Below are 22,240 nucleotides of genomic sequence, written 5' to 3'. Positions count from 1 at the left end.
GGGGTCAGACTTTCTAGTGAGCGAAGTGGCGGGTGCCGGTGAGGTACATGGTCACGCCGGCTTCCTTGGCCGCGGCGATGACTTCCTCGTCGCGGATGGAACCGCCGGGCTGGACGACGGCCTTCACGCCGGCGTCGGCAAGCAATTGGAACCCGTCGGCGAACGGGAAGAACGCGTCGGATGCGGCCACTGCACCGTTGGTGCGGTTGCGGCCCTCATCGAGCGTGTTCGCGCGGTCGACGGCGAGCTTCGCCGAGTCGACGCGGTTGACCTGGCCCATGCCGATGCCCACGGTGGCGCCGTCGTCGGCAATGAGAATCGCGTTGGACTTCACGCAGCGCACCGAGCGCCACGCGAACTCGAGATCCGCCAGGGTCAGCTCGTCGGCCGCCTCACCGGCAACCAGCTTCCAGTTCGCCGCGGCGTCGCCGTCGGCCTGGAACTGGTCGCGCTCCTGGATGAGCCAGCCGCCGGTGATCTGCTTGCGTTCCTCGTCGAGCTGCTTGGGGGCTACTTCAAGGATGCGCAGGTTCTGCTTCGTCTGCAGCAGCTCGAGCGCCTCCGGTGCGTAGGACGGGGCGATGACGACCTCGGTGAAGATCGGGTGGATCTGCTCCGCAAGTTCGAGGGTGACCTCGCGGTTCGCGGCAATCACGCCACCGTAGGCGGAGACCGGGTCGCAGGCGTGGGCCTTTTTGTGCGCGTCGGCGATGGACTCGTCGGACACAGCCAGGCCGCACGGGTTGGCGTGTTTGATAATCGCCACGCAGGCGCGCTCGTGGTCCCAAGCGGCGCGCCACGCGGCGTCGGCGTCCTGGTAGTTGTTGTAGCTCATCGCCTTACCGCCGTGCTGGGTCGCGGCGGCGATGCCCCAGCCGTCGCTTTCCAGGCGGGCGGCCTGGTGCGGGTTCTCGCCGTAACGCAACTCGGTCGTCGATGCGCCGGTATCGAGCTGGGAGGCCAGCCAGGAGGACACGGCGGCGTCGTAACGCGCGGTGTGGGTGAACGCCTCAAGCGCGAGCTCGCGACGCTGCTCCTCCGAGAAGCCGCCGGTCTTGACTGCTTCGGCGACGTCCGCGTAGCGCTCCGGAGAGGTCACCACAGCGACAGACGGGTGGTTCTTCGCGGCGGCACGCACCATGGACGGCCCGCCGATGTCGATCTGCTCGACGCACTCGTCAAACGATGCACCTGAGGCCACCGTCTCCTCGAACGGGTACAGGTTGACCACCACGAGCTGGAACGGCTCGATGCCGAGCTCGTCTAGCTGCGCTTTGTGGTCGTCCTTGCGCAGGTCCGCCAGGATGCCGGAGTGCACGCGCGGGTGCAGCGTCTTCACGCGGCCGTCGAGCACCTCGGGGAACCCGGTGACGTCTGCGACCTCGGTCACCGCCACGCCCGCGTCCGCGATGCGCTTTGCGGTGGAGCCGGTGGAGACGATCTCGACGCCAGCCTCGCCCAGTGCACGGGCGAGGTCCTCCAAGCCGGTCTTGTCGTAGACGCTGATCAGAGCGCGCTTGATCTCATTTTTCATGGGAACAGGACCTTTCCGTTTTCAACTGTGGCGTTGTGCAGCAATTCGACGATCTGCTCGCGCTCAACCTTTTTGATGCGCTCGTGCAGCTCTGCCTTGGTGTCGCCTGCCTCGACTGCGACGGGGCGCTGCGCGATGATCTTGCCGGTGTCCATGCCGGCGTCGACGTAATGGACGGTGCAGCCGGTGACCTTCACGCCGTAGTCGAGGGCGTCTCGAACAGCGTGGGCGCCCGGGAACGCGGGCAGCAGCGAGGGGTGCGCGTTGATGGTGCGGCCCTCGAACTGCTCGAGGAAGCCGGGGCCCAAAATGCGCATAAAGCCCGCGGAGACCACGATGTCCGGGTTGACTGCCGCCACTGCGGCCGCGAGCTTGTCGTTCCAGGCGTTGCGGTTGGTTTCCATCGGCACCACCGCGGTACGGATCCCGGCGTTTTTCGCCCGCTGGATCCCTGGACAAATTTGATCCGCCACCACGATGTCTACGCGGTAGCGGTCCTTCTGATTGTCGAGGATCGACCTCAACAAGGTGCCCGTTCCGGACACGAGTACGGCAACTGATTTCGCAGAATCACTCACGACGATCAGTTTAACGACCGCTATTGTCCGCTGCGCGTTGCCTCAGGGCTGCCACCCCCAGCACCGCCGCGCCCGTGACGGCGACCCAGACAAACAGCAGCAACGCGAGCATCCAGGGCTGGGCGCCGATCACGCCGTACGCCCCCGCGCGACCGGCGCTGAACACACCGACGCCAGCGCCGACGAGTGCCGACCACGTCGCGGTGGCGGCGATGCCCACCAGCGACAGGCGCTGCGAGATAAAGCAATGCGCGAGCACGCCGGCGGGGATGAGCAGCAGCACCGGCGCCCAGACGGGCACCTCGGCGGGCAGGGCGCCGAACAGCGGCAGTGGCGGGTACGGCACAGAGATAGCGTCAAAGAGGTTGATCTCGCCCGGGCCGTAGGTGAACGAGCCGCCGAGCAGCACCGCGAGCGTGCCCACGACAGCGTTGGGTAGGTACGCCAGGCACAGCACGATCAATCCGAGGGCACCGCCCCACCCCACGGACGGGTACTGGTCGAGCAACTCCCCCACTCGCGCGTAGCCTGCGGCGAGGAAGATGAGGTACACCACGCCGGCGGCCAGGAAGAGACGCGTTGCGATGCGGCCGGCGACCGCCCCGGCGTCGACGCTTTCTTTGGGGATGCCGGCGCGCTTTGCCAGCGCCTGCCAGACCACCTTCCGCACGCCGAGGCAGTAGCCGACCAGGTGCAGCAGCAACGGGCAGATAAAGGCTGCCGCAACGGGGGGTGCCTGCACGGCGTAGACCGACGAGGCGTCGGCGACCATGAAGTAAGCGATCGCACTGAGCACCAGGGCGAACGCGGCGACAAGCCCAAACAGCACCGTCAGGTCCAGGATGCTCACCCGGCCCGCGGTGGCGGCGCGGATCCGACGCGCGACGAGAGCGACCACGCCCATCGCAGGCAACAGTGGCACGGCGGCGAGCTCGATGTCGTCGATACGCACCGGCACCCCGTGGAAGACGAACCACACCTGCCCCACCGCGCCCGGCAGGTAGGTCAGGCTCCAGCCCGCGATAAGGATGACCGCGAAACAGGTCGCGAGGATGCCGAGCGCGATCACGGCGTTGGGCACGGCGACGTACGGCAGGTAGTGCTTGATGCGCTCCTGCGTGGTCTCCGGGACTTTCGCCGGGGCGTCTTGCCGCTTGATGCCGGTGATCTTGCGGGTGGATACGCCGTTGTTACGTTTGCGGCGCCCGCTTGTCGACGACGCCGGCCTAGGGCTGGGTGTGGTGCTCATCGCATTCAACTCTGCCACCCGGGCCGCCGGATCCGCCACATCCGTCCGGCGAGTCACACTGATTACACTGTGCCTCACGGTAACGTTGTGGTCAGTGCCCGCGATTAAGACAATATTCAGATTCGTCTTGCTCTGACGAGACCGATTCGTTACAGTTACCTCTCGTAGATAACAGGAAGATTACGATTCCCCGGCCAGCAAGCCCGCTAGCAGGGAGAATGCGGAATCAACGGAAGATCTCAAAGAGGGCACATGTTCATTTCGAAGCAGCAGGGCGGCAAGCACCGCAAGCAGACCCCCAACACGGGCCGTGTCGCAGTCGTTGCCGCCGCCACCGGCGCAGTCTCCACCGCCGGTTTCTCCGGCCTCGCCGCCGGCGCCCTGACTTCCGACAAGCAGCAGGACGACGACTACGCCATCGAGCTCGCCGCCGACACCGACGAGCTCACTGCAGACACCGCCGCTGAGGCCACCCCGCAGATCCTCGCGATCTCCGAGTACAAGCCGGTGGAAAACCTCACCGAGCAGCTGGACAAGGCCGTGCAGCACTCCGACGAGGTCGCACGCCAGGACGAGGCTGCCCGCGCACCGCTGACCGTCCTCCCGGCCGAGGGCGCGCACACCTCCGGCTTCGGCATGCGCTGGGGCACCCTGCACTCCGGCATCGACATCGCGAACGCCCCCGGCACCCCGATCCTTGCAGTTGAGGACGGCACCGTAATCGACTCCGGACCAGCCCAGGGCTACGGCCAGTGGATCCGTATCCGCCACGAGGACGGCTCCATTTCCGTCTACGGCCACATGCAGTCCCTTTACGTCGCCGTCGGCGAGCAGGTCCACGCGGGCCAGGAGATCGCCGGCATGGGCAGCCTTGGTTTTTCCACCGGCTCCCACCTCCACTTCGAGATCTGGCCGGATGGCGCCAACGCCATCGACCCGGCCCCGTGGCTGGCCGCCCGCGGCATCTCCCTCTAAGCCGCGTTCTGTTACTGCCCCGCTTCGGCGGGGCTTTTTGCGTTACGACGACACCGCCCCCACCTCGCCGGGGGTAGCGCTTTCACCCCCGCAAAGTAGTCACACGGGTAACATTTTCCACACCAGTCGCAGCGCGCTATGCTGCATCGACGGCGTCGATGTTCGAATTTTAGAACAAATGTGCAGGTCACGGCATTGCCGTCGATGTAGACAGACGTTAAGTTCTATTGCCGTGCGCGTGGCCCCAGCTGCGCCGAACCGGACCCGCGTAGAGAAGGTATTGCATCACCATGACCCGTCGAATTCTTCCCGGCGCAACCGCTGCCGCTGCAGCAGCGCTCGCGCTGACGCTCACGGCGACGTCCGCCAACGCGTTGACGCTCACCGTCGGCGGCGCCCCTGTTTCGAACCAGGGTGAAGCTCTCGGTGCGCTCGCTAAGGCTGCGGACGCCATCCGTGACAACGGCGCGACAATCACCGCCGGCGGCTACAAGGTCGTCTACGACCCGCGCGCGCTGGAAACCCCGCTCGCGACCGCGTTCGCGCCCGCACAGGGCACGGACTGGGTCGCACCGCAGCGCGGGCGCACCTCCGACGGCCGCACCGTGGTCATGCCGACAACGGGCCGCTACACCTCGGGCTACGGCCCGCGCTGGGGAACGGTCCACCGCGGCATCGACATCGCCAACGATCTGGGCACCCCGATCTACGCGGCGATGGACGGCACCGTCACCGCTGCGGGCCCTGCTCAGGGCTTCGGCAACTGGGTCGTGATCAAGCACGACGGCGGCGAGGAGACCATCTACGGCCACATGCGCTACTACGACGTCCAGGTGGGCCAGCGTGTAAAGGCGGGCCAGAAGATCGCCTCCATCGGCAGTGAGGGCCAATCCACCGGTCCGCACCTCCACTTCGAGGTGAAACCGGACGGTGTGAACCACACCGACCCAGAGGCGTGGCTCGCCCAGCAGGGCATCCGAATCTAGAGCTTTTCCATCGGCACCCCGCCGATGGTCATGAGCCGGACGGTGCCGGACGATCCGAAGTCGATCGTCACCGTCTCCCGCACGCCAGAGCCTTCCACGGTGAGCACCGTGCCAAGCCCGTACTTGGCGTGGTTCACGCGGTCTCCGGCAGACAAGTTCAAATTCTTGTGCACCGTCTGCTTCGGCGCACGGCGCGGCCCGCGCGACTGCGTGCGGGGACGCGACGGCGCGCCCCACGCGTCGGCGTTGAAGGAGCGCTCCGGTTCCAACCGGCGCCAGTCGATGAGGTCCTCCGGGACCTCGGCGAGGAAGCGGCTGGCGGGGTTGGTCACCGGGGAACCCCACGACGAGCGCAGCGTCGCTCGGGTCAGGTAGAGCCGCTCGCGTGCGCGGGTGATGCCCACGTACGCCAGGCGGCGCTCCTCGGCGAGTTCCGCCGGGTCCCCCAGCGCGCGCAGGTGCGGGAACTGCCCGTCCTCCCAGCCGGTCACGAACACGACTGGAAACTCCAGGCCCTTTGCGGTGTGCAGGGTCATCAACGTGACAACACCTTGCTCGTTGTCCGGCAACTGGTCGGCGTCGGCAACCAGCGAGACCTTCTCCAAAAACGCCTGTAACGACCCCGGCGCGGGTTCGCCTTCCTGCATGACCGCGTCGATCTCCTCATCGGTCATGTAGGCCACCTGGTTCGCCGCCTCGGAGGAGAACTCGCGGGCGACGGAGACCAACTCGTTGAGGTTGTCCAGGCGAGCGCCGTCCTGCGGGTCGTTGGAAGCCTCCAGCTCGGCCTTGTAGCCGGTGGCGTCCAGCACCCGGGCGACCAGCTGGCCCAGATCGGGCATGCCGGTGACCTCGTTGACCATGCCCGGCATTTCGTCGGCAAGCCCGCGCATCATGTCGACAAACCGGGTGATCGCGTTTTTGGCCGCCGGTTTGACCATGTCGACGTTGCCCGCGGCGGCGTCGGCAAGCGAGCGGCCGAAACTCTGGTTGTTCTGCTCGGCGTGCAGGGCGACCATGGCCTGCGCCTTGTCGCCAATGGCGCGCTTGGGCACGTTGACGATGCGGCGCAGGCTCACCGTGTCGTCTGGGTTTTCTAGCACCTTCAAGTACGCGATGATGTCGCGGATCTCGCGGCGCTCGTAGAAGCGCGTGCCGCCGACAACCTTGTACGGGATGCCGGAGCGGATGAAGATATCTTCCAGTGCGCGCGAGGCGTTGTTGGTGCGGTACATCACCGCGATATCGGAGTACGGCACTCCCCGGTCGGACAACGCGTCGACCTCGGAGGCGATGAAGCGGGCCTCGTCGTGCTCGTTATCCGCGACGTAGCCGATGATCTTTTCGCCGGCGCCCTGGTCCGTCCACAACTTCTTCGGCCGGCGGCCCTCGTTCTGCGCGATAACGGCGTTGGCTGCGCCCAAGATATTCTGGGTGGAGCGGTAGTTTTGCTCCAGCATGATCGTGGTGGCATCCGGGTAGTCGCGTTCGAACTCCTCGATGTTGCGGATCGTCGCGCCGCGAAACGCGTAAATGGACTGGTCCGAGTCGCCCACCACGGCCAGTTCCGGCGCGTCCGCGCCGTCGCCCACCAGCGTGTGGATGAGTTCGTACTGGGCGTGGTTGGTGTCCTGGTACTCGTCCACAAGCACGTGTCTGAAGCGGCGCCGGTAGTACTCGGTGACCTGCGGGTGCGTTTTGAAGATGCGCACGACCTCGCCGATCAGGTCGTCGAAATCCAGCGCGTTGGACTGGCGCAGCCGCCGCTGGTACTCGGCGAACACGTTGGCCACGGTGGTCTCGAACGGGTTGTGAGTGCGCTGCGCGTCCGCCTGCGCCTGCTCCGGGTCGACCAGCTCGTTTTTCAGGTTCGAAATTGCGTTGGCCAACACGCGCGGCGAGAACTTCTTCAAATCGAGGTTCATGTCCTTGCCGATCATGCCGAGCAGCCGGCGCGAATCGTCCGAGTCATAAATCGTGAAGTTGGTGTTCAGCCCCGGCACCAGCTGGGCCTGCTGACGCAGGATGCGCACGCACACGGAGTGGAAGGTGGCCACCCACATGCGCTCCGCCTCAGGCCCGACTAACTGGCCGACGCGCTCCTTCATCTCCGCGGCGGCCTTGTTGGTGAAGGTAATCGCCAAGATCTGCCAGGGTGCCACTCCCCTGTTTTGCAGCAGGTGCGCAATACGGCGGGTGAGCACCGCGGTCTTGCCGGAACCGGCGCCGGCGACAATGAGCAGCGGGCTGCCTTCGTGCACCACAGCTGCCTGTTGCTGCGGGTTCAGGCCAAGGGTCAGATCAGTCATGGCCGTTACTGTACTAACGCCGCCGACACGGCCCTGACCGTGTGTTCGAACTGGCATAATCTCAAAGCATGAGTGAGCTTGAAATCCGCGTCCCATCCGGCACCGACGACCCATTGTCCGATGCGGAGATCCAGGAGTACCGCAAGGAAATCGACCGCATGGACCGTGTGATTCTGGACGCGGTGAAGCGCCGCAGCGAGATCTCAAAGGCGATCGGCAAAACCCGCATGGGCTCCGGTGGCACCCGGCTCGTGCACACCCGCGAGGTGGCGATTATCAACCAGTTCCGCGACGAGCTCGGCGAAGACGGCCCGGCACTCGCACAGATCCTGTTGCGTCTCGGCCGCGGGAAGCTCGGCTAGGAATTCTGGCTCGCCCGCCGTCGCGAGCGCGTTTTCACTACGTTTGATCGAGGACAATCCGACCGCCCCCGGGAGGCAATAATGCACGACATCACGTCCGCTCAGAGCTGGTCGAAGCTCAAAAAACTTCACGCGGAAAAGACCCGCACCACCCTGCGCGACCTCTTTACTGCCGATGAGCGCCGCGCCGAGCGCTACACCTTCGACGCCGCCGGCCTGCACGTGGATTTGTCGAAGAACCTGGTGGACCAGGATGTCGTCGACACGCTGCTTGCGCTTGCCGACGACGCCAGCCTCCGCGACGCCATCAATGCGATGTTTTCTGGCGAGCGCATCAACGCCACCGAAGACCGCGCCGTGCTGCACACCGCGCTGCGCGCACCCGCGGACAAGGCGTTGAGCGTCGACGGCCAGGATGTCGCCGCCGACGTCCACGAGGTGCTCGGGCGCATGGAACGCTTCGCCGAGGCGGTGCACTCGGGTAAGTGGCGCGGCCACACTGGCAAGGCGATTACCAAGGTGGTCAACATCGGCATCGGCGGCTCGGACCTGGGCCCCGCGATGGCGGCGCAGGCGCTGCGCACGTACGCGGACGCCGGGGTGGAAGCGGAATTCGTCTCCAACGTCGACCCGGCCGACATCACCCGCGTGCTCGCGGACGCCGACCCGGAGCAGACCCTGTTTATTGTCGCGTCGAAGACGTTTACCACCCAGGAAACGCTGGCCAACGCGCACGCGGCGAAGCGCTGGGTGCTCGAGGCGCTTGACGACGACACCGCCATCGCCAAACACTTCGTCGCCGTATCCACAAACGCAGAGAAGGTCGCCGAGTTCGGCATCGATACGGACAACATGTTCGGCTTCTGGGACTGGGTCGGCGGGCGCTACTCGGTGTCGTCGGCAATCGGCTTGTCGCTGATGACAGTGATCGGGCCGGGAAACTTCCGCGACTTCCTGGCCGGGTTCCACGCGATGGACGAGCACTTCCGCACCGCCGACTTTGCCGAGAACGTGCCGGTGCTGATGGGGCTGCTGAACATCTGGTACCGCAACTTCCACGGCGCGCAGACCCACGCCGTGCTGCCGTACGCGCAGGATCTCGCACGCTTCCCAGCGTATCTGCAGCAACTCACCATGGAGTCGAACGGCAAACGCACGCGTCTCGACGGCACCCCTGTCGGCTTTGACACCGGCGAGATCTTCTTCGGCGAGCCCGGCACCAACGGCCAGCACGCCTTCTTCCAGCTGATCCACCAGGGCACCACGCTGGTGCCGGCGGACTTCATCGGTTTTGCGAAACCGCGCGCAGACCTGCCGACGGCCACCGGCGAGGGCTCGATGCACGACCTGCTCATGGGCAACTTCTTCGCCCAGACGAAGGTGCTCGCCTTCGGCAAAACACAGCAGGAAATCGAGGCCGAGGGTGTCTCCCACGACCTCGCCCCGCACAAGGTGATGCCCGGCAACCGCCCCACCACGACAATCCTCGCCGAGGAGCTGTCCCCGCATTCGCTGGGCGCGCTGATCGCGCTCTACGAGCACATCGTCTTCGTCGAAGCCGCGATCTGGGGCATCAACGCCTTCGACCAATGGGGCGTGGAACTGGGCAAGGCCCAGGCCAACGACCTCGCCGCCGCAGTCGCGGGTGAAGAAGCACCCGCCTCCGGCGACGCATCCACCGACAACCTCATCTCCTGGTACAGAAAGCACCGCTAATGGGCGACGCCATCTCCTCCGAGTCATACACTCCGCGCCAGCGCACCACCTACCGCCGTCGCCTCGACCACGAACTCGAGCGCTTCGACCGCCACCTGCAAGACGCGCAGTTTGTCAACCACGGCACCATTGGGTTGGAACTCGAGCTCAATCTTGTCAACGACACCATGCAGCCCCACCCCAACAATCAGGCGGTACTCGAGCTGCTTGATAGCGAGTACCAGTCCGAGATCGGCGCCTACAACGTCGAAATGAACCACCCGCCACTGGACATTCAGGGCCAGGGGTTGGCAGAGCTGGCCGAGGGCGTCGAGAAACGCCTCGCCCGCGTGCGTCAGGCCGCCGAGGACGCGGGCTCGCACCTCGCGATGATCGGCACGCTACCGACGATGACGTCGCAGTTTCTCGACAGCGACGAGTGGATGACCCAGGAGAACCGCTACGCCGGGCTGAACAACTCGATTTTGGAGTCACGCGGCGAACTGGTGAAAATCGACCTGCGCCGCGACGAGAAGTACACCCACTACTTCGAAACCGTCGCGCCCGAGTCCACCTGCACCTCGATGCAGCTGCACCTGCAGGTCGCGCCCGACCGCTTCGCCGATGCCTGGAACGCTTCCCAGGCCATCGCCGGCATCCAAGTCGCGCTGTCGGCCAATTCACCGTTGTTCCTGGGCCACAAGCTGTGGCACGAGTCGCGCATCCCGGTGTTCAAGCAGTCGATCGACACCCGCACCAAAGAACTGATCAACCAGGGCGTGCGCCCGCGCGTCTGGTTCGGCGAACGCTGGATCACCAGCGTGTTCGACCTGTTCGAAGAGAACGTCCGCTATTTCTCACCTCTGCTTCCGGAGGGTCGCGCCGACGCCGGCGCGCCGTTCATGAACGGCGACAACCCGGGGCTGCACTACCTCAACCTGCACAATGGCACGATCTGGCGCTGGAACCGCCCGATCTATGATCCGGCAGGCGAGCTCAGCCACATCCGCGTGGAAAACCGTCTCCTGCCCGCCGGGCCGACGGTGAAAGACATCGTCGCCGACGCCGCGCTCTACTACGGCCTGGTCAAGGTGCTCAGCGACCAAACTCGCCCTGTTTGGTCGCGCCTGTCGTTCGAGGCCGCCAACCGCAACTTCCTCGCCGGCGCGAAGGACGGTATCGACGCCGAAGTGGAGTGGCCGACGTTGAAGACGATCGGGGTGCGGGAGCTCGTCGATAAGTATTTGCTCGACCTCGCCCACGACGGTTTGCGCTCGCTCGACGTCGATGAATCCTGCGCCGAGGAGTACCTCGGGATCATCGAGGGACGCGTGCGCACCGGCCAAAACGGCGCCACATGGCAACTGGCCGCGCTGAACCGCGTCGCACCGGACACGAAAGCGCTGACCAAGGAACGTGCCGACGGCCTCGCCCGCGTTTTACGCCAGTACATGAAAAATTCCCAGGCAGGCGCGCCGGTGCATACTTGGACGCTCGAGGTTGAGTAGGGCAAGATAGGCCCAATGCAGAGCATCATCGACTGGATTGTGGGCCTCATGGAGACCCTCGGCGCCCCCGGCGTCGGCATCGCGATCCTCTTGGAGAACCTCTTCCCGCCGATCCCCTCCGAGGTCGTCCTGCCGCTGGCCGGATTCACCGTCGCGCAGGGCTCGCTGAACATGGTAAACGTGTTCATCTGGTCCGTGCTGGGCTCCGTTATCGGCGCGTATGTGCTGTACGGCGTCGGTGCGTGGCTCGGACTCGAACGGCTGCGCAAGATCGCCGACTGGATGTGGCTCGTTCGCGCCTCCGACGTGGACTCCGCGATGAACTTCTTCCACAAGTACGGCAAACCCAGCGTGTTCATCGGCCGCCTCATCCCCGGCGTACGCTCGCTGATCTCCATCCCCGCCGGCTTAGACAAGATGAACCTTGTCACCTTCGGCCTGTGGACCACCCTCGGCTCCGGCATCTGGAACGCCATCCTGATCTACCTCGGATTCGTCCTCGGCGCGAACTGGGAAAAAGCCACCGGCTACGCCGACGCCTACTCCAAGGTGATCTACGTGGTGCTGCTGCTGATCATCCTCGGGTTCCTGGTGTTCTTCATCCGCCGTGCGGTGCGGGAGCGCCAGGCTCAGGCTGGCACCGCGGACACCACCAAATAACCCGCTCCAAATCGCCCTCGCCGCCGAGGAAGCCCTTGGTGATCAAGGTGCCACACCGCCTGCAGGGCTTGTTGTTGCGACCGAACACGTAACTCGTCTCCCCCGCCCGCTTGATCCCCGTGGTCACGCGGACGGGGGCGTCTTTATTCGCCCACATCAGGCGCCTTGCCAGCCGCACATGCTTTTCGACGTCCACGTCGCGCACCAACTCTCTTGGGTGGGTCCCAGCCAGAAAATTGATCTCCGCGCGGTACTCGTTGCCGATGCCCGCGAGTTTCCGTTGGTCCAGCAATGCGCGGCCGATCTCGCAGTCCGGTTCCGCTTTGATGCGCCTGACCGCCTCATCAAGGTCGAAGTCTGGGGCAAGCAGGTCCGGGCCGAGATACCCCATCTCCTGCGCGTACTCCCGAGCCGGGAAGACTCGGACGAGGCCGAGCCAGAAGCCGACGAGTTCGATGTCGGGGCTGGGGTCGTCGTCAAGCGAAAGCACCACGCGAGCCGCATGACCAGGCTTTTTCCAGCGTGTGCCGGCGCGGTGCATCGACCAAGTGCCCTCCATTTTCAGGTGTGTGTGCAGGATCTGCGCCTGGTGGCCGTCTTTGACGAACTCCATGAATAGGTGCTTGCCGTACGGCCAGACGCGCTCGCAGATCATGCCCGTGAAGTCGACGGTGGCGTAGCGCGGCACGCGGATGCTCGTGGCTGTGACCTCACGGTTTTGCATCCACTGCAGCCGCTTCGAGAGCTGATAAACCGAATCCCCTTCAGGCATGGGCGAAAGCGTACACGCTAGGCCCTCCCCCTCCGCGCAGTTTCCAGCGAAGTAGTCGTAGCGAATCCCAGGAATTGGGCAATTCGCTACGACCATTTCGCTGGGTTTAGATCGAGCAAGCCGGAGGGGAGGGAAAGACCCCTCCTTGCTACCGCGTCGGCTCCGCCTTCGTGGTGGCTAACACGGCGGTCAGCCCCTTACCGCTGTCTTAGTCGTCGAAGCTCAGCCCGTCCGCCGGGCCGCGGGCGTCGTCGAGTTCCCCTAACGCTTCCGCCACGCTGCGACCGCGCCGCTTCGGCGGTGCCGATGCGCGCCCGCCGATCTTCACGCCCTTGTGGGTGACGGTCGCGCCGAACTCCTTGAGCGAGAACGCCGGCCCGCCGTTGAGCTTCTCCACGCCCAACGGTTGCATCCGGCCCGTCCGCACCGTTTGGGTCAGCGCATCGATGACCAGCGGCATGGGATCGCCCACCCCGTCCGGGAAGGTGTCGAAGAAGGTGGTCATGGTCTTGCCGCCGCGGGTGACGTGGGCGGCCAAAAGCCCATCCACCAACACCACCATCGCACCCGCCGAGCGGGTCGGGCCCTGCGCCGACCACGGCAGCGCCGCCCCGTACGGGTTCGCCGGATCGGTGGCGGCGAGCACGTGCACGTGCGGCTCGCGGGCGCCTGAGGGCCAGCCGACCACGTCGTCGGTGTCCTGGTGGCCACGCAGCCGGTCGATGGTCGCCGGAGTGGAAAACTGCGACGCACCGAGCCCCTCCACCAGGTAGCCGCGCATCGCCTTGCCGGACGCCTCGAACCCGGACAGCGTCTTGTAGGCCAGCGCGAACCCACCCAAGATGTCCTCGGCCACCACTGAGCCGCGGGTGACCACCCCGTAGCGGTCCAGCAGGCTCTCCCCCAAAGCCACCGAGCGACGGGTGGCGTCGTCGTCAGGCGTGGGCGTAAGCGACCAGCGGCCCACCATGTCGGGCGGCACCGCCGAGGCGAACGAGGTCCGCCCCGAGCGCACCCTGCTTCGCGACGGCCTCCGCCGCGCCCGATGCGCCACCTTCCCGCCCGCCAGCCGCGCCCGGATCGGGGCGAAGGAATCGGGGGCGAGGAAGCCCGCCTCGACGAGATCCCACATGGCCTCGCGCAGGTCCTCGGTTGTGGTGGTCGGCTCGAGCAGGTCGGTAAACAGGAACCCACCCCCGCCGCGCACCTTCTCCATCACCTGGGACTGGGTGAGCGACAGCATGGGCACGTCGACCTGCGGGGCGAGCTGGGCGGCGTAGTCGGCGGGCAGCAGCATGATCCACGGGTCGCGCGCCCCCGCCTTGCCGGCGCCCACGATGGCGATCTCGCCGGAGGTGGTCAGCTCGTCGAGCATCACCGGCGAGTAGTCGCCCACCCGGGCCGGCAGGATGTGCGACTCCCACGCGCTGGCGGGCAACCGCACCCCGGCGAGCTGCTCGAGCACCGAGTAGACCCCGTCGGCGCCCCGCAGCGCGGGCGTGACCCCCACCGGGGCGACGTTCGACCACGCCGGCAAGAACCTGCCGTAGGCGGACTGCGACACCGGCCTCGTTTGCGCGCGCGCCGCCGCCAGCGAGCGGGTGCGGATGATGCGCAGCACCTCGGCGGCGACGTACTCTTCCTCGTCGATGCCCTGCCGGTAGCGGCCCGGGATCACCTTGTCCTTGTCCACCAGCGGCTGCAGCGCGGCATGCGCCGCCCCCACCGCGAGCCCGAAGGCGTCCGCCAGATCACGCAACACAAACGGCCCGCGGGTGCGCACCCAACGGCCGACCAGCTGGGCCAGCGCGTCCGGGATGGTCTGCACCTGGGCGGCGACGCCTGGCGGGACGGGCACCCCGAGGCCGTCGCGAAGAAGCGGTGCGTCGAGCACCTGGGCGACGTGCTCGCGACCGCCGATGCGCACCCGCATCATGCGCGCCCCCAACGCCTGCTCCAATGACTCCAGGGGGACTGAGGTGTAGGTGGGGAGGTCGTCGATAGGCACGGGCCCCACGATGCGCAGGGTGTCGGCGAACTGCTCGCTCGTCTCGGCGCGGCCCACCCGGCGCAGCGACGCGTCGACCTCGGCGATGATGTCGGGATCCAACAGCTCGCGCAGCTCGACGGTGCCGAGCAACTTGGCCAACAGCGACGGGTCGAGCGAGAGCGCCGCGGCCCTCTTCTCCGCGAGCGGGGTGTCGCCCTCGTACATGAACGCGCCGGTGTAGTTGAACAGCAGCGACGACGCGAACGGGCTCGGCTGGTCCGTGGTCACCTCAGCGATGCGCACCCGGCGCGTGTTGATGTCGCGCATCACCTCCTGCAGCGCCGGCAGGTCGTAGACGTCCTGGAGGCATTCGCGCACCGTCTCCAAGATGATGGGAAACGACGGATAGTTGCGGGCCACATCCAGCAATTGCTCGGCGCGCTGCCGCTGCTGCCACAGGGGCGCGCGCTTGCCGGGATTGCGACGCGGCAGCAACAGGGCGCGGGCGGCGCACTCGCGGAACCTGGAGGCGAACAGCGCGGAGTTGCCCACCTGCTCGGTGACGATGCCGGCGATCTCGTCGGCGTCGAATTGGAAGATCGCCCCGTCCGGTTCCTTATCACCTTGCGGCAGGCGCAGCACGATGCCGTCGTCGCCCGCCACCGCCTGCGCGTCCATTCCGGTCTCCTGCGCGACCCGCCAACCGGTGGCCAGCGCCCACGCCGCGTTCACGCCTTTGCCGAAGGGGGTGTGCAGCACCACGCGCCAGTCCCCCAGCTCGTCGGTGAAGCGCTCGAGCACCAGCGTCCTCTCGTCGGGGAGGATGCCGGTGGCCTCCTCCTGCTCCTCGAGGTATTGCAGCAGGTTGCTGCGGGCGCGCTCGTCCAGGCTCTTGTCCAAGGAGCTTTTCGCTTCTCGACGAAACGCCCCCACCGCCTTGCCCAACTCATACGGCCGGCCGAGCCCGTCGCCGGTCCAGAACGGCAGCCGGCCGGTGTGGCCCGGCGCGGGCGAGACTTGGACCTGGTCGCGGGTGATGTTTTCGATGCGCCACGACGACGCGCCGAGGGTGAACACGTCGCCGACGCGGGACTCGTAGACCATCTCCTCGTCCAACTCGCCGACGCGGCGGGGTGCCTTGTCCTCGGCGCCTGCGAGCAAGAACACGCCGAACATGCCGCGGTCCGGGATGGTGCCGGCGTTGGTCACCGCGACCCGTTGCGCGCCGGGGCGGGCTTTCAACACCGAGCCCTCCAAGATGGCGCGGGGGCGCAGCTCGGCGAAGTCGGTCGACGGGTAGATGCCGATGACCAGGTCGATCACCGAGTCGAACACCTCGCGCGCCAAGTCCCGGTACGGCCAGGCGCGGCGCACCGTGTCGTACCACTCATCGACGTCCAAGTCTTCCACCGCCACCGCGGCGACCGTCTGCTGGGCGAGCACGTCCAGGGGGCTGCGCGGGGTGTGGAGCTCCTCGATGAGGCCTTCACGCATCCGCGGCACCGTCACCGCCGTCTGCACGAGGTCGGCGCGGTGCTTCGGGTAGAACGTGCCCTCCGAGATAGCGCCCACGGTGTGCCCGGCACGGCCCACGCGCTGCAGGCCGGAGGCGACCGACGGCGGCGACTCCACCTGTATCACCAGGTCCACCGCCCCCATGTCGATGCCCAACTCCAGCGAGGAGGTGGACACCACCGCGCGCAGCGAGCCCTCCTTGAGCATCGTTTCGGTCTGGGCGCGCTCATCTTTGCTCACACTGCCGTGGTGGGCGCGCGCGATCACGTTCGCGGCGTGCCCGGCGGTGTCGACGGACTTCATCAACTGCGCGGGCGGCCGCCTCGTCTGCGGCGAGAGCGCCTCCGGGTCGTGCTCCTTGGCCCACAGCTCGTTGATCTGGCTGGTGAGCCGCTCCGCGGTGCGCCGCGAGTTCACGAACACGATGGTGGAGCGGTGCGCCATCACCTCGTCGTACACCGCGCGCTCGATGTGCGGCCAGATGGAAGCGGTGGCGCCGGGCGGGGCGGGCGGGGGGTCGTCGTCAAGCGTGAGCGCGTCGTCGAAGACCGCGTCGCCGATGGTGGAGGCGTCCTCGGGCACGGGCAGGTCCGACATGTCGTCGACGGGCACGCGCACGTCGAGCTCCCAGCGTTTCTCCGCCGGCGGGTTGATGATCGTCGTCTTCGGCCCGAGGAAGTTTGCCACCGCCTCGATCGGGCGCACCGTGGCAGAGAGCCCAATGCGCTGGAAATCGCCGGCCAGCCGGCGCAGCCGCTCGAGCGAGAGCGCAAGATGCACGCCGCGCTTCGTGCCGGCCAGGGCGTGGATCTCGTCGACAATGACCGTGTCCACCGTTTTCAGAATTCCCGCCGCCTTGGAGGTGAGCATGAGATACAGCGACTCCGGCGTGGTGATCAGGATGTCCGGCGGCTTGCGCGTCTGCCGGGTGCGCTCCGCCTGCGGTGTGTCGCCCGAGCGCACCCCCACCGAAATGTCCGGCATGTCGCGGCCCAGCCGCTGCGCCACCCGCGCAATGCCGGCGAGCGGCGCGCGCAGGTTGTTCTCCACGTCCACGCCAAGCGCCTTCAGCGGCGAGATGTAGAGCACCTTCACCCCGCCGTGCGTGGAGGTGTTCCCGCCGTCGATCGGCAGGGCCTGCTGCCCGGCGCGCTCCACCAGCGAGTTCAGCGACCACAAAAACGCGGCCAACGTCTTGCCGGAGCCGGTGGGGGCGACAACCAGGGCGTTCTCGTCGTCGGAAATCGCGCGCCACGCCTGCTCCTGCACCGCGGTGGGCGCCGCGAACACGTCCTCGAACCACTGGGCCACCTGCGGGTGGAAGCGGTTCAGGATCGGCGCAGTCATCACGCCAACCTTAGCGGTAGGCTCGTGGCCATGACTGCCCAGTACTCGGATTCCCGGCTGACCAACCTCATCGCCGAGGGCACCGGCGAAATCCTCAAAGGCATCCGCGGCGTCGGGCTGCTGCGCGGCCGCGAACTCGGCGAAACCGGTGACGACCTCGCCCAAGCCTGGATCGAACGCGTCCTCGCCCAGCACCGCCCCGACGACGGAGTGCTCTCCGAGGAAGCCTCCGACGACCCGGCCCGCCTGAGCAAGGACCGAGTGTGGATCGTCGACCCGCTCGACGGCACAAAAGAATTCGCGACCGGCCGGCAAGACTGGGCGGTGCACGTCGCGCTCGTCGAAAAGGGCGTGCCCACCCACGCTGCCGTCGGCCTGCCAGATCTCGGCGTGGTGTTCAAATCCTCCGACGTGCGCCACGTATCCGGGCCGTTCGCCGGCAAGGTGGCGATGTCGCGCAACCGCCCGCCCGCCGTCGCAGGCTTCATCGCCGACGCCATCGGGTTCGAGACCGCCCAGATCGGCTCCGCCGGCGCGAAAGCCATGCACGTGCTGCTCGGCGACTACGACGCCTACATCCACGCCGGCGGCCAGTACGAGTGGGACCAGGCCGCCCCCGTCGGCGTCGCGCTCGCCGCCGGGCTGCACGCCTCGCGCCTCGACGGCAGCCCGCTTCACTACAACAACGAAGACACCTATATTCCAGACATGCTCATTTGCCGCCCCGAACTTGCCGACGACATCCTCGCCGCCGCCGCCCGCTACCACGACGAGCACGGCACCTTCGAGGGGGTGGCCAAGTAAATGGTCAACACGCCTTACGAGGACCTGCTGCGCGACGTGCTGGACAACGGCACCGCCAAAGGTGATCGCACCGGCACCGGCACCCGCAGCGTGTTCGGCCGCCAGATCCGCTACGACCTGTCCGAGTCCTTTCCGCTGTTGACCACCAAGAAGGTGTTCTTCAAGGGCATCGTCGGCGAGCTGCTGTGGTTTTTGCGCGGTGAATCCAACGTGCGCTGGCTGCAGGACAACGGCATCCGCATCTGGAACGAGTGGGCCGACGACAACGGCGAACTCGGCCCGGTCTACGGCGTGCAGTGGCGCTCCTGGCCCACCCCGGACGGGGCGCACATCGACCAGATCGCCGAGGCGCTGGAGACGCTGAAGCACAACCCGGACTCGCGCCGCAACCTTGTCTCCGCCTGGAACGTTGCCGAGCTGGACAAAATGGCGCTCATGCCGTGCCACCTGATGTTCCAGCTCTACGTCGCCGACGGTCGCCTGTCCATGCAGGTCTACCAGCGCAGCGCCGACATGTTCCTGGGCGTGCCGTTCAACATCGCCTCCTACGCGCTGCTGACACACATGTTTGCCCAGCAGGCGGGGCTTGAGGTTGGCGAGCTGATCTGGACCGGCGGCGACTGCCACATCTACAACAACCACGTCGACCAGGTGCGCGAGCAGCTCTCCCGCGACGCCCGCGCGTACCCGCAGCTCAAACTGAACAAGGCAGCTTCCCTGTTCGACTACACCTTCGACGACATCGAAGTCGAAGGCTACGACCCCCACCCCACCATCAAGGCGGAGGTGAGCGTCTAATGCAGCGTCCCACCCTGGGCGCGATCTGGGCGCAAAGCACCGACGGCATCATCGGCGACGGCGTCGGCATGCCCTGGCACCTGCCCGAAGACCTACAGCACTTCAAGCAGATCACCAGCGGCCACCCCGTCATCATGGGCCGCCGCACCTGGGAATCCCTGCCGATCAAGCCGCTGCCGGGGCGCAAAAACATCGTGATCTCCTCGCGCGAGGCGGGCTCTTGGTCGCAAGGCGCGTCCGTCGTCGCCGACATCCCCGACCTCTCCGCGGACGCGTGGATCATCGGCGGCGCCCAGGTTTACGCCGCCACCCTCGACGAGGTCGACGTCATCGAGCGCACGCTTATCGACGTCCACCCCGACGTGCCCGTCTCCAACGCCGTCTACGCACCGCGTATCGACGACGACTTCACCCTCGTGGAAGAAACCGGGTGGCTGGAGTCGTCGACAAGCCTGCGCTACAAGTTTCAACGATTCGAAAGGGCCTGACGTGTCTGTGAAAACCCCCGAAACCAACGCCGCTGTGACTATTTTCGCCGCCGACTGGTGCCCGTTCTGCCGCAAACTGCGCGAGCGCCTCGACCGCACCGAAACCCCCTACGACCTCGTCGACGTCGAAGCTGGCGGCATGGACGAGGTCAACGAGTGGATCATGTCCGTCAACGACGGCAACCGCATCGTGCCCACCGTGCTCTACTCCGACGGCACCCACGCCACCAACCCGGAGGCCTCCGCCGTACGCGCCAAGCTGCGCGAACTCACCGGCGAGGAGTAGTTAGCCGCCGAAGTCTTTCAGTGCGGCCTCGGCCGCCCACCACCCGGACATACCGTGCACCCCGGCGCCAGGGGCCGTCGACGCCGAAGCCATGTACAGCCCCTTGCGCAGCCGGTGCGGCTGGCGCATGAGCAGCTGCGACCCGTCCATGGCGCCGCCGGCGATGTCTCCGCCGACGAGGTTGGGGTTCCACGCTTCCAGCTCGTGCGGGGGTGTTTCGATCTTGGCGCGAACCACCGCGCTAAAACCCGGCGCGAACCGCTCGATCTGCTTCGCAATCCTCTCCGCCACCTCGCCGGGGTAGCGCTCCCTGTGGCCGTGCGGGACGTGGGCGTAGGTCCACAGCACCAGCCCGCGCGAGGGGTCGGCGACGTACTGCTGGGCTGCCATCACGAACGGCCGCTCGGGCATATGCCCCCTAGCTACGGCGTTCTCGGCCCGCACGATCTCGCCCGCTGTGCCGCCGACGTGCACCGTCGCCGCGCGGCCCACCCGAGGATCGGACCACGGCACCGGCGCATCGAGCAGGAAGTCCACCTTGTGCACGCCCGGGCCATAGCGCCACCGGCGCATCGATCGGGCGCGGCGGGTAGGAAGGGAAACCCCGTCGAGAGCAAGCACCTGTGCCGGAGTGAGGTTCAGAATCACCGCGTCCGCCTCCGGGAGCGCGCGGACCTCATCGCCGCAGCGCACCACCCCGCCGTGATCCTCGACGATCCGTCGCAGCGCCGCCGTGACCGCACCCGAGCCTCCCTCGGCCACCGGCCACCCTCGCGTCATGCCGAGCGCCCCAAACAGCAGGCCGAGCGCCCCGGTGAACGGTCGTGACGGCGCGGTGATCGAGTGCGTCGCACTGCCGGCGAACAGGGCGCGCGCCTCCTCGGTGCGAAACGCAGCCCGCCCCAGCGCGGTGGCCGGCCACAGCCCGCGCGCGCCGAACCGTGCCAACGCCACCGGGTGCCTGGGCACACGGGGCAGCGGCGCCAGCACGTCTCCGAGCAGGCCGTCTACATGCTCCACAACCGGACGGTGCAGCCGCTCCCATGCCCCGCCATCGGCGCCGAGCCCCGCCGCCGTGTCCTCCAGCGTGCCCGCCAGCATCGCCGCGCTGCCGTCGAGCGGGTGAGCCATCTCGTACGGCGCGCGCAGCCAGCGCACCCCGTAGTCTTCCAACCGCAGCGCCTGAAAGGCCGGGCTGGCTGCCCCGAAGGGGTGGCAGGCGGCGCCGAGGTCGGACAGGGTGTCGTCGTCAAGCGTCTGCGTCGCAGCCGCACCCCCGGCCTCGCCGGCGCGCTCGCGCACCTCAACTCGCCACCCGTGAGCCGCGAGACGAGCGGCAGCGGTGAGCCCATTGGGCCCGGCGCCGACGACAACTGCCTGAGGTTTCACGCCGTCAATGCTAGGATGCCGCAGAATTAAAACAACTGGGATGCCGGTCCGCCCAGCAAGTCGCGACTCATACGTCAAGCATGTCACGACTCATGACAATGGCGCCCCAGAGAGGAATCGAACCTCCGACACCGGCTTTAGGAGAGCCGTGCTCTATCCACTGAGCTACTAGGGCAATGGCGTAAAGAGTACCGCAGCGATTGCGCACTCCGAAAACAGGCTCGCACACCCTTCCGCAGAAACCTACGGTCCGGTAGGGTTTGAGCGAAAAGCCCCCCTACCCTGCGAGGCGTCCATGACTGCCCTGAATACCGGCCAAGTCCAGCGCACCTACGTGGTCGCGGACCGCGGCGACCGGCCAGTCGTACGCGGCTGGTTCCACCTAGTGGCCGCCGCCCTTTCTGCCATCTCCTCGGCCGTGCTGATCACGTTCGGGTGGATGACCCTGCCGTGGCCGCAAGCGCTCGGCGTAACCATCTACGGCGCCGGCGTGGTGCTGCTGTTCGGCGTCTCCGCGATGTACCACCGGTGGCCGTGGCGCTCGCCCGCGGCGGTGCAGTGGTGGCGCCGGGCCGACCACGCCACCATTTCGGTGTTCATCGCCGCCACCTACACCCCGCTGTGCCTGATCGCCTTCGAGCCACGCACCGCCGCGATCATGCTCGCAGTGTCGTGGGCGGGCGGCATCGGCGGGGCCATCCTCAACCTGGTGTGGATCAACCACCCGCGGTGGCTCGACGTCGTGGTCTACGTGGGACTCGGCTGGATAATCGTCCCGCTTTTGCCAACGCTGTGGACCTCCACCGGCCCCGCGGTGGTGTGGCTGCTGTTTGCCGGCGGGGTGGTCTACACGCTCGGCGCGCTGATGTACGGCTTCAAGTGGCCAGGGCGTTCCGCGCGCTACTACGGCTACCACGAGCACTTCCACACCGCGACCGTTGTGGCCGCCGTGTGCCACCTCGTTGCCATTTGGATGGTGGTTGTGGGCCACTGAG

Annotated in this window: 18 protein-coding genes and 1 tRNA gene; 11 read left to right on the top strand and 8 right to left on the bottom strand. The window is 66.9% G+C overall.

Features of this window, described 5'->3' with window-relative positions; translation table 11 throughout:
- Positions 1–13: 13 nt before the first annotated feature.
- The 3 genes from purH to IAU68_RS03100 are packed head-to-tail and all read right to left on the bottom strand — an operon-like array spanning position 14 to position 3,361.
- The gene (purH, locus tag IAU68_RS03110; RefSeq protein WP_171194526.1) at positions 14–1,534 is read right to left on the bottom strand and encodes a bifunctional phosphoribosylaminoimidazolecarboxamide formyltransferase/IMP cyclohydrolase; all 1,521 of its coding nucleotides are present in this window, start codon (positions 1,532–1,534) and stop codon (positions 14–16) included.
- The gene (purN, locus tag IAU68_RS03105; RefSeq protein ID WP_171194553.1) at positions 1,531–2,136 is read right to left on the bottom strand and encodes a phosphoribosylglycinamide formyltransferase; all 606 of its coding nucleotides are present in this window, start codon (positions 2,134–2,136) and stop codon (positions 1,531–1,533) included. Before purN ends, purH begins: the two co-directional genes overlap by 4 nt.
- The gene (locus IAU68_RS03100) at positions 2,123–3,361 is read right to left on the bottom strand and encodes a cell division protein PerM (RefSeq protein ID WP_171194527.1); all 1,239 of its coding nucleotides are present in this window, start codon (positions 3,359–3,361) and stop codon (positions 2,123–2,125) included. The genes purN and IAU68_RS03100 overlap by 14 nt, the downstream gene beginning before the upstream one ends.
- A 252-nt stretch (positions 3,362–3,613) precedes the next feature.
- Between IAU68_RS03100 and IAU68_RS03095 the strand changes: the two genes are divergently transcribed.
- A complete protein-coding gene (locus tag IAU68_RS03095) occupies positions 3,614–4,336 on the top strand; it encodes a M23 family metallopeptidase (protein ID WP_171194528.1) in 723 nt (240 codons plus the stop codon).
- Positions 4,337–4,626: 290 nt separating this feature from the next.
- Positions 4,627–5,322: a M23 family metallopeptidase gene (locus IAU68_RS03090; RefSeq protein ID WP_171194529.1), complete on the top strand. Its 696-nt coding sequence runs from the start codon at positions 4,627–4,629 to the stop codon at positions 5,320–5,322.
- On the opposite strand, the gene pcrA is transcribed toward IAU68_RS03090, so the two are convergent.
- On the bottom strand, positions 5,319–7,631 hold the full coding sequence (pcrA, locus tag IAU68_RS03085) for a DNA helicase PcrA (RefSeq protein ID WP_186337544.1): 2,313 nt from the start codon (positions 7,629–7,631) through the stop codon (positions 5,319–5,321). The genes IAU68_RS03090 and pcrA overlap by 4 nt on opposite strands.
- A 68-nt stretch (positions 7,632–7,699) precedes the next feature.
- Here pcrA and IAU68_RS03080 point away from each other — a divergent pair, with 68 nt between their 5' ends.
- From IAU68_RS03080 to IAU68_RS03065, 4 genes are all read left to right on the top strand, one after another.
- Positions 7,700–7,993 carry a chorismate mutase gene (locus tag IAU68_RS03080; RefSeq protein ID WP_171194531.1) on the top strand — a complete coding sequence of 98 codons (294 nt, stop codon included), beginning with the start codon at positions 7,700–7,702 and terminating at the stop codon, positions 7,991–7,993.
- An 81-nt stretch (positions 7,994–8,074) separates the two neighbouring features.
- A complete protein-coding gene (gene pgi / locus IAU68_RS03075; RefSeq protein ID WP_202880302.1) occupies positions 8,075–9,709 on the top strand; it encodes a glucose-6-phosphate isomerase in 1,635 nt (544 codons plus the stop codon).
- Positions 9,709–11,196 (top strand): glutamate-cysteine ligase family protein, encoded by a 1,488-nt coding sequence (locus IAU68_RS03070; RefSeq protein ID WP_171194532.1) that lies wholly within the window; start codon positions 9,709–9,711, stop codon positions 11,194–11,196. The genes pgi and IAU68_RS03070 overlap by 1 nt, the downstream gene beginning before the upstream one ends.
- Positions 11,197–11,211: 15 nt before the next feature.
- Positions 11,212–11,856, top strand: coding sequence for a DedA family protein (locus IAU68_RS03065; RefSeq protein WP_171194533.1), 645 nt, complete (start codon positions 11,212–11,214; stop codon positions 11,854–11,856).
- Here the strand turns inward: IAU68_RS03065 and IAU68_RS03060 are convergent.
- Together IAU68_RS03060 and IAU68_RS03055 are read right to left on the bottom strand one after the other, a co-directional pair.
- Positions 11,795–12,628 (bottom strand): Fpg/Nei family DNA glycosylase, encoded by an 834-nt coding sequence (locus tag IAU68_RS03060; RefSeq protein WP_171194534.1) that lies wholly within the window; start codon positions 12,626–12,628, stop codon positions 11,795–11,797. The two genes, IAU68_RS03065 and IAU68_RS03060, sit on opposite strands and share 62 nt — an antisense overlap.
- 208 nt (positions 12,629–12,836) lie before the next feature.
- Positions 12,837–17,480 carry an ATP-dependent helicase gene (locus tag IAU68_RS03055; protein ID WP_171194535.1) on the bottom strand — a complete coding sequence of 1,548 codons (4,644 nt, stop codon included), beginning with the start codon at positions 17,478–17,480 and terminating at the stop codon, positions 12,837–12,839.
- A 30-nt stretch (positions 17,481–17,510) separates the two neighbouring features.
- Between IAU68_RS03055 and IAU68_RS03050 the strand changes: the two genes are divergently transcribed.
- From IAU68_RS03050 to IAU68_RS03035, 4 genes are read left to right on the top strand one after another with little or no spacing between them, the layout of a single operon-like run.
- Positions 17,511–18,284, top strand: a complete 774-nt coding sequence (locus IAU68_RS03050; protein ID WP_171194536.1) for a 3'(2'),5'-bisphosphate nucleotidase CysQ — start codon at positions 17,511–17,513, stop codon at positions 18,282–18,284.
- Positions 18,285–19,082, top strand: coding sequence for a thymidylate synthase (locus IAU68_RS03045; RefSeq protein WP_171194537.1), 798 nt, complete (start codon positions 18,285–18,287; stop codon positions 19,080–19,082). It abuts the gene before it with no gap.
- Positions 19,082–19,570 (top strand): dihydrofolate reductase, encoded by a 489-nt coding sequence (locus IAU68_RS03040; RefSeq protein WP_171194538.1) that lies wholly within the window; start codon positions 19,082–19,084, stop codon positions 19,568–19,570. The genes IAU68_RS03045 and IAU68_RS03040 overlap by 1 nt, the downstream gene beginning before the upstream one ends.
- Position 19,571: 1 nt before the next feature.
- Entirely contained in the window at positions 19,572–19,856 is a 285-nt protein-coding gene (locus tag IAU68_RS03035) for a glutaredoxin domain-containing protein (protein ID WP_171194539.1), read from the top strand.
- Here the strand turns inward: IAU68_RS03035 and IAU68_RS03030 are convergent, their stop codons facing one another.
- A complete protein-coding gene (locus IAU68_RS03030) occupies positions 19,857–21,245 on the bottom strand; it encodes a phytoene desaturase family protein (protein ID WP_231699077.1) in 1,389 nt (462 codons plus the stop codon).
- A gap of 99 nt (positions 21,246–21,344) precedes the next feature.
- Positions 21,345–21,420, bottom strand: a tRNA-Arg gene (locus IAU68_RS03025).
- Between the two features lie 120 nt (positions 21,421–21,540).
- Between IAU68_RS03025 and trhA the strand changes: the two genes are divergently transcribed.
- Positions 21,541–22,239, top strand: a complete 699-nt coding sequence (trhA, locus tag IAU68_RS03020) for a PAQR family membrane homeostasis protein TrhA (protein ID WP_171194540.1) — start codon at positions 21,541–21,543, stop codon at positions 22,237–22,239.
- Position 22,240: the final 1 nt, after the last annotated feature.

It is taken from the genome of Corynebacterium lujinxingii (genome assembly GCF_014490555.1).
In the GTDB taxonomy this organism is placed as follows: Bacteria; Actinomycetota; Actinomycetes; order Mycobacteriales; family Mycobacteriaceae; genus Corynebacterium; species Corynebacterium lujinxingii.
Note: the sequence above shows the minus strand (reverse complement) of the source record. Positions and strands in the feature narration are given on the sequence as shown.